This is a genomic window from Shewanella sp. 1180_01 (assembly GCF_052850535.1).
On sequence record NZ_VXCT01000038.1, the window covers coordinates 19881 to 31796 of the forward strand.

Genomic DNA, 11916 nt, shown 5'->3' on the forward strand with positions numbered 1-11916 from the left:
AGCTCACCTTTAGTGGGATAAATTTTACTATTTTGACTGTTACTGACGCGCTTCTAAGGTGCGTAATAAGTCCGCAGGGGGTTGATAACCTGGGATCATATTGCCATCTTCTAACACGATTGCCGGCGTACCATTCACACCAAAGGTGGTGCCTAAAGCATATTGCTCGGCAATTTTAGCATCGCATGTTGCTGCGGCAACTTTGCTGCCCGCTTTAGCGTCTGTCATGGCTTTTAATGGATCTTTAGCACACCAGATGGCTTGCATTTCGTCGGCGTTGGCTGACGGCACGCCCGCACGCGGAAAGGCTAAGTAACGCACGGTAATGCCAAGCTTGTTGTAATCGGCCATTTGGCTATGCAATTTACGGCAATAACCACAACTGACGTCGGTAAATACAGTGACCACGTGTTTTTCATTTTTAGCTTTGTAAACCAACATATGGTCTTCAAGCGGCTTCATCATTTCTAAACGTGGGCCAGCTAATGCCGCTTCCGTTAAGTTTTTCATGCCTTTATCTAGGTCATACAAACTGCCGTGGAACAGTTTTGAACCATCACGACTAATATAGAGCACGCCGCGGTTGGTCATGGCTTGATACAACCCCTCAATCGGCGAATCCTGCATAGAAATGACTTCAACATCCAACATCTCAGTCAGTTTTTGCTTAATAGCAGCTGTATCTGGCGAGGTCGCTGTTGCGGCGTGAGCAAGAGGAGCTACAACAAGGGCAAAAATTAAAGATAATGCTCGGGTTAACTTCATGGGACATCCTATAAATTGGGTCTCGACGAGGAGATTTTGAGGTCGTTCAAACGCGATATACTTAATAGACCCCGTATGGTGGCAAAAAGTTACAGACAAGCCGCGCGGAAAGCAAATTTATGCTGTAACTAAATCCTTTTTCAGCCTCTTGGATGATGCTGTTGATGCAATTCCTGCAACCTTGCCCGCGCCACATGGGTATAAATCTGCGTGGTCGACAGGTCGCTATGGCCTAACAGCAATTGCACCACCCGCAGATCGGCACCGTGATTGAGCAAATGGGTAGCAAAAGCATGGCGTAATGTGTGCGGTGATAATGCGGTTTCAATCCCCGCACGAAGGGCATACAACTTAATTCGATGCCAAAAGGTTTGCCGCGTCATCATCTGCCCGCGTTTTGACGGAAACACCACATCGGACTGTTTATTGCCGAGCAACTCTTGGCGCGCAAACTTCATGTAGCTCTCGACCTCGGTAATCGCTAATTCACCCAGCGGCACAAGACGCTCTTTGCCGCCCTTACCCACAATGCGCACTAAGCCTTGGCGCAGGCTCATCTGCTCCATCGTCAAGCCAACGAGCTCGCTCACCCTCAAGCCTGTCGCATACAACAGCTCTAGCATGGCTTTGTCGCGACATTCGACGGCATCTTCCACATTGGGCTCAGACAACAAGCGATCGACCTGCGATTCACTCAATGAATCGGGTAAATGGCGGGTTAATTTAGGCGACTCAACTAAGGCCATAGGATCGGCTGAAATCTGCTTGGTCTGCACTAAATAGGTATAGAAACGCCGTAAACTGCTGAGCAGCCGAGCGCTACTGGTGCGCGCAAAATCCTGCTCAACTCTAAAGGCTAAATACGCCCTGACATCGGCCTGAGAAACCGCAAGCAGCGTTACCCCTTGCTGAGCTTGATAACGATCAAAATGGCGCAAATCGGTGCGATAGGCCGATAAGGTGTTGTCACTCAGTCCCTTGCTCGACCAGAGATCATCAAGAAAAACATCAATGAGCGGATCGGGCTGATATGTCTTAGGCACAAAAACTCCATAAAAAAACGGCGTCATCAAATGATACGCCGTTGATATTAACTTAACTACATTTAAGCCTACATCAGCTTAACTGAGTCCCGCGTAAAAACGCGAGTACAAGGCTTAAGCAGCAGCCGTTTGATCACGACCACGACCGAACACTAAACACAGTACTATGGTTGCAATCGTTGGCAGTAACCAAGCCATGCCTTCTTCATAGAGTGGCAGCTTAGATAACACGGGAGACATCACATCCACGACATGGATAAAGCCCTGTGCTAAGCCATTCACCGCTTGACCATCAGCGCCAGTCAGGCTGCTTGCCGCCACTTTAAGGCCATCGAAGATGCCGAAAAACAGTGCCACGCTCAGTACTGCACGGTGTGCAAACTGCGGATTCGCAAAGTAAGCGGTCAAGAAAGTGATGACCACTAAGGCGATTGCCACAGGATAAATCGTCATTAACACAGGAATACTGATGGCGATAAGCTGCGTAAGACCCACGTTAGCAATCACAGCACAAATCACGCTTAAGAAGATCACTAGGAAACGGTAAGACAGTTTAGGCATCAGCTCATTGAAGAACTCTGAACATGCACTTACAAGACCGACCGCTGTGGTTAAACAAGCTAAGGTCACGACCGATGACAGTAAGACTGAGCCTAAATCACCAAATTCACGGGTCACATAGTTTGTTAAGATCTCGCCGCCATTTTTAGCACCGATGGCGATATCGCCTGCGGTCGCACCTAAAAAGAACAGCGACACATACACAAAGGCTAAACCAGCGGCAGCAATAAAGGCGGCGCGGATCAGATATTTAGTTTGAGCACTTGGTTGATCAATCCCCTTTTTGCGCAGGATATCGATAATCAGCATACCAAACATCAAGGACGCTAACGTATCCATAGTGTTGTAGCCTTCCAAAATACCTTTGGTCAGCGGATGGTTTTGATAATCGCCTACGGCTTGGCCCACTTCGGATGCGGGTAAAAACATCACAGATGCAGCCAATCCAACTAACAAGATCAATAAAATAGGCGTTAATACTTTACCTACGCTATCGAGCAGCTTGCCAGGGAAAAGCGCTAATAACATAGTGACAGTGAAGAAACACATGGTGTATAGCAGTTGCGACAGATTCAGTTCTAAACTGCCCAGTAAAAATGTGGCCGTGGTGTCATCGATAAAGGGCTTAGCGCCAATCTCGTAAGCCACTAAACCGGTACGCGGCGCAGCAAACGCAGGGCCGATAATGATATAAATCGCGATAGCCAATGTCGTTGCTGCAAATACTGGCAGCATAGCCATAACCTTACCTTGAGCCTTAGCGACAGCAATCAGTCCAACTAAAGGTAAACCTACGGCGGTAATCAAAAAACCCAACATGGCGAGGGGCATATTACCGCCCGCTAACATTCCCGCGAACGGTGGAAAAATTAGGTTACCTGCCCCTAAAAAGAATGCGAAGGTCATAAAACCTAAGCCCAATGTATCTGCGATACTCATCTGATTGTCTTGCACTGGAAGCCCCATCTTGTCTTATTGTTTTTTTACAAACTTAAGTGATTATGTGTCGATTAGCCATAGCTAAAACAAAGCCCATCCGGAGTGCAAATCTTTGTTTACACAATTCCGTGGTAAATATGTTCGATATCTGTCGAGTTTATAATCTATGACAAACTTTTGTGCAGCCGCACTGACTACTAATTCACCACTAAACTCGTTTACCTATCCGTTAATCATAAAAGTGATTAAAAATGGGGGCGAAACTAATACCAGACTTAAAGCACCAATACAAGACAACAAGACCGTTAGGATAAAAAAAGAGAAATAATGCTAATTAACTGCTAAGAAAAGGTTTCTAAGGCAATAAAATAAAGCGTTAATTAAGTAAAATCTGTATTGCGCCTTAAAAAATAAAATCTTATGCCGACACAAATTCATACATCTAGCGCAACATCTTCTGTTTAAAAGCATTGGCTAAAAACGAGGGCTAGAATTAGAATACTGCCCGCCCAATATTGGGCCTAACCACCTTAGAACGGCAAAAATTAACTCTCCATGGCATTCACTTTTAAACAATTTCATATCGATGATATGAATTGCGGCATGGCCGTAGGCACAGACAGTGTCGTCCTAGGCGCGTGGGCTCAACTGACCGCAGCGAAAACCGTTTTAGATATTGGTGCTGGCAGCGGCTTACTCAGTTTAATGGCAGCGCAGCGCAGCCAAGCACACATTACCAGTGTCGAGTTAGACACAAGTGCAGCCGAGGCTTGCCAGCATAACTTCCACAATAGTCCGTGGGCGAATCGACTCACCTTAGTCAACAGCAGCATCCAAGACTTTTGTCAACATATTGAGTATCAAGAGTATTTTGATCACATCATTTGTAATCCGCCTTATTTTGAGCAAGGCACACAAGCGATACAATCCCAGCGCGCTATGGCCCGTCACACAGATAGCTTAAGTTTTACCGCGCTACTCGATGCCATTCATGTCTGCCTAGCACCGCAAGGAAACGCAAGCCTCATATTACCCATGCAGAGCATGGAGCGTTTCAATGAGATTTTAGCGCACTCACCGCTCAGTCTGATTGAAATAACTAACCTTATTAGCATCGTAGGGAAAAGCGCTAATAGAGTACTCTGCGTACTCGCACACAAGACTCACCCTCAAATTGCCCCTAAGATCAGTGATATCACTATTCGAGAACTTTCAGGCCAATACACCCAAACCATGGTGCAATTGATCCGAGATTTTTACCTTAAATACTGATATCGAGTCCAGCCCTGACACGTTAAGTAAAGGCCGCTAAGTTTGGCAAAGGTAACGAAGGGGCCAATTCCCCCAAAATTAAATGCTAATACATTGAGCTTAAAGTAATTAACTTATGCCTATTACCATAAAACTTTACCGACTAAGAAGATAAACACCGGAGATCTAGATAAGTTATTTAAGTTAACCGCCATAACCTTTATAATGCTTCGCTATTATCCGTCGAGACGCTGCGCATGCAATTTGAAGATTTCCAGCTTGACCCTAGCTTATTAGAGTCGCTTAATGCCATGGGGCATCATTCACCCACCACTATTCAGCAAGAAACTATCCCTTATGCCCTAGAGCAAAGAGATATTCTCGCGCGCGCCCCGACAGGAACAGGTAAAACAGCGAGCTTTTTACTGCCATCGCTGCAACATTTAATCGACTTCCCCCGCCGTTTCGCAGGGCAAGCACGTATCCTGATCCTCACACCAACCCGTGAGTTAGCCAGCCAAATCCACCGTTATGCGTGTCACTTAGCCACAGGCCAAGGTTTAGACATAGCGATCGTGACTGGTGGTGTGCCTTACGGACCACAAGAAGAAGCCTTAGCAGGCAACGTCGATATTCTGGTCGCGACCCCTGGCCGCCTGATGGAATATTTAGACAAAGGCAATTTCAACGCCCAAGAAGTCGATATCTTAATTATCGACGAAGCCGACCGCATGCTAGACATGGGCTTCTCTTCTGTAGTGCAAGCGATTGCTATCGAAGCCCAAGGCCGCAAACAGAACATGCTGTTCTCTGCCACCTTAGAAGGCGGCGGTGTACAACGTTTTGCCCGTGAAGTGTTAAACGACCCGATTGAAATCGATGTTGAAGCACCTCGCAGCGAAAAAGCCAAGATCCACCAATGGATCCACTTAGCCGATGATAAAGAGCATAAATTTGCCCTGCTATGTCATCTGCTGCGCCAAGAAGATGTTAAACGAACTATCGTGTTCGTAAAAACCCGCGACATCGTTTCTAGCTTAGAAGGCCAGTTACTTAAAGTCGGTATTGCCTGCGCTTTCATGCGTGGCGATATGGAACAGAAAAAACGTTTCCAAGCCTTGAGCCGTTTTACCAAAGGTGAAGTGAACGTCTTGCTGGCAACCGATGTGGCTGCACGCGGTATCGATATCGACGATATCACCCATGTGATCAACTTCGACATGCCACGCTCTGCCGATACCTATATTCACCGTATCGGTCGTACTGGCCGCGCTGGCGCCAAAGGCACTGCGATTTCGTTGGCCGAAGCCCACGACATGCGTATCGTCGGTAAAATCGAGCGTTATATCGAGCAACCGTTGAAACGTCGCGTGATCGAAGAGCTGCGTCCAAAGAACAAAGAAGCGCGGACACCGGGTAAGAAAAAAGCCAAAGTGAAAGCGAAAGAAGCAGCGAAGAAAACCAGCAAGAAAGAAGCGGCAAAGAAAGCGAGTAAAATCGCCCGCAAGAAGAAGTAACCTCTGCTTAAAATAATCTAACTAAAGCCGCTATATGCGGCTTTTTTATTACCTAAATTTAACTCAATGCAATAAATCAACTGGCGAGTAAAAGCTAATCACAAAATATAGAGCATGAAATACGGCCCATTTAGATCTACAAGCTCACAAACGTATTCATTCTTATTTCAATATATTCCAATCACCTAAGTGAACCTTTCATCATTTACCTGCTCTAATTTTCGCCAAAAAATCGGTACCTAGTGAGCACATGTGTCAAACCATCACTTTTAGACACATTTAATTTACAAAAATAAATTTATTGGCGCGGCCGACTCTGCTACTTTAACCCCATTACGCGATTAGCATGGATGTAACAATAATATGATGAAGACCCTACTGAGGAGAACATCTCCTTTATTAATTTTGCTGCTATTTGGTTTAGGCGCAAAAATATTAATGCAAACCAAGGAAGCGCCAGAACAAAAACCTGAAGAGATGCCCATTCCTATCGTTGATGTGACGCAAGTGACTCAGCAAACGGTATCGCTAAACTTACCTTCCTACGGAGTGGTTAATCCAAAATATAAAACCCAACTGGTAACCGAAGTTCAGGGCAGAATGCTGACCATTTCCCCTAATTTTGTGGCGGGCGGCATAGTCAAGAAAGGCGAACAACTCGCGCAAATAGAGCCCTCAGATTACGAGGCTGATTTAATGCAAGCCGAAGCGACACTGGCCCAAGCCACCGCTGCACTGAACGAAGAAATTGCCCGCGGTGAAGTCGCTAAAATCGAATTCAAAGGCTACGACAAGGGCTTACCCCCAGAGTTAGGTCTGCGTATTCCACAGCTTAAAAAAGAGCAAGCCAACGTTAAATATGCGCAAGCAGCACTGGCGCGTGCCCAACGTAACCTTGAGCGCACGGTTATCCGCGCGCCGTTCGATGGCATAATCAAAGCGCGCAATGTCGATTTAGGTCAGTATGTTAGCTTAGGTACAAATCTAGGAGAACTCTACGACACTAGTGTTGCTGAAATCCGCTTACCGATTTCCAATGACGATCTAGCCTATTTAGAATCGGTTGATAATCCCGATACTCAAGTGACGCTGAGCGCCTCTTTGGCGGGTAAAGAAAATACTTGGGATGGCAATATTATCCGCAGCGAAGGCGTGATCGATGCTGAAAATCGCATGGTGTATTTAGTCGCTGAAATCAAAGACCCTTACCTGCGCGCCAATAAAGTTGCTGGCAGCTTACCGCTTAAATATGGCAGCTTCGTCAATGCGGTCATCAAAGGTCGCACCGTCGATGGCATAGTTAAACTGCCCCGCCATGTGGTTCGTAACGATCACGTCGCCTTAGTTAACGACAAAAATATTGTTGAAATGCGCCATGTGAATATCGTTCGTAGCGATCTCGACAATGTGTATATCAAGGACAGTCTAAAAACGGGCGAGCGCGTCGCCACCACTCACTTCAACAGCATGGCAAACGGTCAACTGGTCAAGGTCTTAGGTGAAGCTGCATTGCCGACTGAGACGCCAAAAGAAGACTCGCCTGAGTCGAGTCTTGCGGCCACTGGAGTGAAATAATGGACACTCAAAAAGGGATCTTAGCCTGGTTCGCCCGCAACAGTGTGGCCGCGAACCTGTTAATGTGGGCATTACTCGTCGGCGGCTTGTTTAGCACTGTCTTGATCAATAAAGAGGTTTTTCCTTCTTTTGAACTCAATTTACTGAATATTTCCGTCGCCTATCCAGGCGCGGCGCCACAGGAAATCGAAGAAGGCATCAACATCAAGATTGAAGAAGCCATCCAAGATATCAACGGTATCAAGAAGGTCACGTCAGTGGCTAGCGAAGGGGTAGGCTCGATTACGGTTGAAGTCGAAGACGGTTACGAAGTGCAAACCGTGCTCGATGAAGCCAAACTGCGATTGGATGCGATTTCGACCTTCCCAGTGAACATCGAAAAACCCAATATCTATCAGATTAAACCTGAAAATAACGTCATTTGGGTGTCTGTCTATGGCGATATGACACTGCACGATATGAAGGAGTTGGCTAAGTCGGTGCGTGACGATTTAACCCAACTGCCAGCCGTGACCCGTGCCAAGGTGACTGGGGTGCGCGATTATGAAATCGCCATCGAAGTATCAGAAGATAAGCTACGCGAATACGGCCTAACATTTACACAGGTCGCGTTAGCGGTACAAAACTCTTCTTTTGACTTACCCGGCGGTTCGATTCGCGCCCAAGATGGCGACATCCTGCTGCGCACCAAAGGCCAAGCCTACACGGGTGATGACTTTGCGAATATCGTCGTCACCACTCGCCCCGACGGTAGCCGCGTGATGTTGCCGCAAGTGGCGACTATCAAAGATGACTTTGAAGAACGGTTGGAATACACCCGCTTTAACGGTAAACCGGCCGCGATTATCGAAGTCACCAGTGTTGATGATCAAAATGCCTTAGACATTGCCGCTCAAGTGAAACAATACGTCGAGGATCGCCGCGCGACACTTCCTGCCAACGCGCAACTCGATACTTGGGGTGATATGACTCACTACCTCAAGGGCCGCTTAAACATGATGATGTCGAACATGTTTTACGGTGCCTTGTTGGTGTTTATCATCCTAGCTATGTTCCTCGATCTTAAGTTGGCGTTTTGGGTCATGATGGGTCTGCCGGTGTGTTTCCTCGGCACTATGCTGATCATGCCGCTCGAACCTTTCTCGATGACGATCAACATGTTGACCCTGTTCGCCTTTATCTTAGTGCTCGGGATAGTGGTGGACGATGCGATTGTCATCGGCGAAAGCGCCTACACAGAAGTCGAACGCCACGGTCATTCGGTTGAAAACGTGATCCGCGGCGCACAAAAGGTGGCGATGCCCGCGACATTCGGGGTATTAACCACGATTGCGGCCTTTATTCCCATGTTAATGGTTTCTGGCCCTATGGGGATTATCTGGAAATCCATCGGTATGGTGGTCATCCTCTGTTTGGCCTTCTCGCTGGTCGAATCTAAGTTCATCCTGCCAGCGCATTTAGCGCACATGAAGTTTAAAAAGCCCGGTGCGCCAAGGGGATTCTTTGGTCGCCTCAAAGCCAACTTTAACGACAGAGTGCAGCACTTTATTCACCACAGTTATCGCAACTTCCTCGAGCGCTGTATCAAGCAAAGATACAACGTGGTCGCGGCCTTTATCGGTGTGTTGATCCTCTCCATTGCCTTAGTCGCCAGTGGCAAAGTGCGTTGGGTATTCTTCCCTGATATTCCCTCGGACTTCATTCAAGTTCAGCTTGAGATGGACGAAGGTAGCTCGGAAGAGAACACTTTGAAAGTGGTGCAGAGCATAGAAGAAGCCCTGTACAAGATGAACGACAAAATGGAGAAAGATAACGGCTATCAAGTGGTGAAGCACAGCTTTGTCAATATGAGCTCCCGCACCTCTGCCTTTATTTTTGCCGAACTGACGAAAGGCGAAGACCGCGAAGTCGACGGTGTGACGATTGCTGCCGCGTGGCGTGAACAATTGCCCGAGCTTTTATCGGTCAAAAAACTCAGCTTTAACGCGAGCACCAATGATGCCGGTGGCGATATTTCCTTCAGGTTGACCTCAAGCGATCTCGATGAACTATCCGCAGCCTCTAAAGAGTTGAAGCAAAAACTCGCCAGCTACGAAGGCGTGTACGATATTGCCGACAACTTCTCCTCGGGTAGCCATGAAATTCGCCTGAAGATACGTCCAGAGGCTGAAGCCCTTGGCCTGACCCTTTCCGATTTAGCCCGCCAAGTGCGTTACGGTTTCTATGGTTATGAAGCCCAACGTATTTTGCGTAATAAAGAAGAGATCAAGGTAATGGTGCGCTATCCATTAGAGCAGCGCCGCACTGTGGGTTATCTGGAAAACATGCTGATCCGCACGCCAACGGGCACCTCGGTTCCTTTCTCGACCGTGGCACAAATTGAGAAAGGCGAATCCTACGCCTCAATTACCCGTGTTGACGGTAAGCGGGCGATCACCATCACGGCGAATGCCAACAAAAACATAGTTGAACCTTCAAAAGTGGTACAGGAAATCCAAAAAGATTACCTGCCACAATTACAGGCCAAGTATCCTAAAATCCAAACCGCGCTGGATGGCGGCAGTTTAGATGAACAGAATGCTATGGTCGGTTTGATGCAAGGCTTCTTCTTTGCGCTGTTTACCATTTATGCCCTGATGGCAATCCCACTAAAATCCTACAGCCAGCCGTTGATCATCATGTCGGTGATCCCCTTCGGGATTATCGGCGCCCTGTTCGGCCACTTGATTCAGGGACTCGCGATGAGCGTATTAAGTCTCTGCGGCATAGTGGCACTCGCGGGTGTGGTGGTAAACGACTCTTTGATTTTGGTCGACTTTGTTAACCGTGCGCGGGAACAAGGCCAATCGGTTAGACAGGCGGCAGTGGATTCGGGCTGTTATCGCTTTAGGGCGATCATCTTAACGTCACTCACTACCTTTGTCGGCTTAGTGCCTATTATTCTCGAGCGCAGTTTGCAGGCGCAAATTGTGATCCCTATGGCGACGTCCCTCGCCTTCGGTATCCTGTTCTCGACCGTAGTAACGCTGATCTTAGTGCCGCTGCTGTACATCATACTCGACGATGTTAGCCGCTCTAGCAGCCGCTTCTTCAACTGGTGGTGGCAGCCTAAAAAAACCAATGATGAGGACGTTAAGCATCCGGATTTTGAGCAAGCTGTCACGACTGACTATAAGAAAGACTATCTATAGGCTGTTAACAACAGACAGTTAGCGACAGACAGTTAATCAATGTCTTATCCTTAAAAAGAGAGCTTAGGCTCTCTTTTTTATTGCCTGTGTTCATTCAATTCCACCCCAGCACCGTAGTCATGTTCACTAAGGTGCGAGTGAGTTTGAGCTTTCAAGTTGCGATCTAGCTGACAGTTATGCCATCGGGCTTTCGCTACACTGTGCTCAAGTCGTCAGTTATCGTTAGAATGAAGCCATCATTATGTCTGAGCATCTGCATAAGCAACACCTTGATAACCCGCACGTTGTCACCACTGAAACCCTAGCGAACGGTCACATTACAGATGAAGTTTGCACAAATGAAACCTGTGCGACCGAAACGCTAGTCTATGATATTCGCCGCAGTCGTTACCTCAATATCACTGGTCGCTGCACTCTGCGCTGCGCTTTCTGCCCGAAACATAATGGCAGTAAACAAATCCACGAATACCAACTTGCCCTGTGCCACCAACCTAAGCCCGATGAAATTATCCCCCTGCTTGGCGATGTTAAAGACTTTGAAGAATACGTGTTTTGCGGTTATGGCGAGCCAACTTTAAATCTTCCAACGCTACTCACTGTGGCAAAAGAGATCAAACGCAGGGGCGGACGAGTACGGATTAATACCGATGGTTTAGGCAATCTGGTCCATAGGCGCAATATTCTGCCTGAACTTGCTGACTGCATTGATAGCTTATCGATTTCACTCAATGCGGATAATGAAGCCGCCTATATTGAACACTGCCGCCCAAAACTCGCCGGTTCCTACGCCGCCGTGCATGCCTTTATCGCCTTGGCACCACACTATATTGAAACGGTACAAGTCTCTGCCATCGAAGGATTAGCGGGCGTCGATATTGATATTTGCCGTGAACAAGTGGAGTCCTACGGCTGTGAATTTAAGCATCGTGTATTAGGCGCTTTAGGCTAAACGCCATTCCAATACGGCCAAAATCGACTGAAGCACTGAGCCGCAATAACTCGCCATTGAGCGAATGAGTAGAGATGTAAATCTGTCTTAACTTTTACTAAGGAAATCTTGCTTAGTAACTTGGC

At 47.3% G+C, this 11916-nt stretch carries 8 protein-coding genes; 5 read left to right on the plus strand and 3 right to left on the minus strand.

Features of this window, described 5'->3' with window-relative positions:
- Positions 1-39: 39 nt before the first annotated feature.
- From dsbC to brnQ, 3 genes are all read right to left on the minus strand, one after another.
- Positions 40-765: a bifunctional protein-disulfide isomerase/oxidoreductase DsbC gene (gene dsbC, locus FW758_RS17250; RefSeq protein WP_006080352.1), complete on the minus strand. Its 726-nt coding sequence runs from the start codon at positions 763-765 to the stop codon at positions 40-42.
- A gap of 140 nt (positions 766-905) precedes the next feature.
- Positions 906-1808 (minus strand): site-specific tyrosine recombinase XerD, encoded by a 903-nt coding sequence (gene xerD / locus FW758_RS17255; RefSeq protein ID WP_006080351.1) that lies wholly within the window; start codon positions 1806-1808, stop codon positions 906-908.
- Between the two features lie 114 nt (positions 1809-1922).
- On the minus strand, positions 1923-3335 hold the full coding sequence (gene brnQ / locus FW758_RS17260) for a branched-chain amino acid transport system II carrier protein (RefSeq protein ID WP_006084009.1): 1413 nt from the start codon (positions 3333-3335) through the stop codon (positions 1923-1925).
- A gap of 528 nt (positions 3336-3863) precedes the next feature.
- On the opposite strand from brnQ, the gene FW758_RS17265 reads away from it, so the two are divergent.
- From FW758_RS17265 to FW758_RS17285, 5 genes are all read left to right on the plus strand, one after another.
- A complete protein-coding gene (locus tag FW758_RS17265; protein ID WP_006080349.1) occupies positions 3864-4580 on the plus strand; it encodes a tRNA1(Val) (adenine(37)-N6)-methyltransferase in 717 nt (238 codons plus the stop codon).
- A 236-nt stretch (positions 4581-4816) separates the two neighbouring features.
- Complete coding sequence (gene srmB, locus FW758_RS17270; protein WP_006080348.1) at positions 4817-6076, plus strand: ATP-dependent RNA helicase SrmB; 1260 nt, start codon at positions 4817-4819, stop codon at positions 6074-6076.
- Positions 6077-6439: 363 nt separating this feature from the next.
- Positions 6440-7651 (plus strand): efflux RND transporter periplasmic adaptor subunit, encoded by a 1212-nt coding sequence (locus FW758_RS17275; protein ID WP_446446034.1) that lies wholly within the window; start codon positions 6440-6442, stop codon positions 7649-7651.
- Positions 7651-10842: an efflux RND transporter permease subunit gene (locus FW758_RS17280; RefSeq protein ID WP_446446035.1), complete on the plus strand. Its 3192-nt coding sequence runs from the start codon at positions 7651-7653 to the stop codon at positions 10840-10842. The genes FW758_RS17275 and FW758_RS17280 overlap by 1 nt, the downstream gene beginning before the upstream one ends.
- 241 nt (positions 10843-11083) lie before the next feature.
- Positions 11084-11791 (plus strand): TatD family nuclease-associated radical SAM protein, encoded by a 708-nt coding sequence (locus tag FW758_RS17285; RefSeq protein WP_446446036.1) that lies wholly within the window; start codon positions 11084-11086, stop codon positions 11789-11791.
- Positions 11792-11916: the final 125 nt, after the last annotated feature.

What these genes read in the sequence shown, in the direction of transcription:
- dsbC (WP_006080352.1), bottom strand. Translation starts at nt 765, where the DNA reads ATGAAGTTAACCCGAGCATTATCTTTAATTTTTGCCCTTGTTGTAGCT.
- brnQ (WP_006084009.1), bottom strand. Translation starts at nt 3,335, where the DNA reads ATGGGGCTTCCAGTGCAAGACAATCAGATGAGTATCGCAGATACATTG.
- FW758_RS17265 (WP_006080349.1), top strand. Translation starts at nt 3,864, where the DNA reads ATGGCATTCACTTTTAAACAATTTCATATCGATGATATGAATTGCGGC.
- srmB (WP_006080348.1), top strand. Translation starts at nt 4,817, where the DNA reads ATGCAATTTGAAGATTTCCAGCTTGACCCTAGCTTATTAGAGTCGCTT.
- FW758_RS17275 (WP_446446034.1), top strand. Translation starts at nt 6,440, where the DNA reads ATGATGAAGACCCTACTGAGGAGAACATCTCCTTTATTAATTTTGCTG.
- FW758_RS17280 (WP_446446035.1), top strand. Translation starts at nt 7,651, where the DNA reads ATGGACACTCAAAAAGGGATCTTAGCCTGGTTCGCCCGCAACAGTGTG.
- FW758_RS17285 (WP_446446036.1), top strand. Translation starts at nt 11,084, where the DNA reads ATGTCTGAGCATCTGCATAAGCAACACCTTGATAACCCGCACGTTGTC.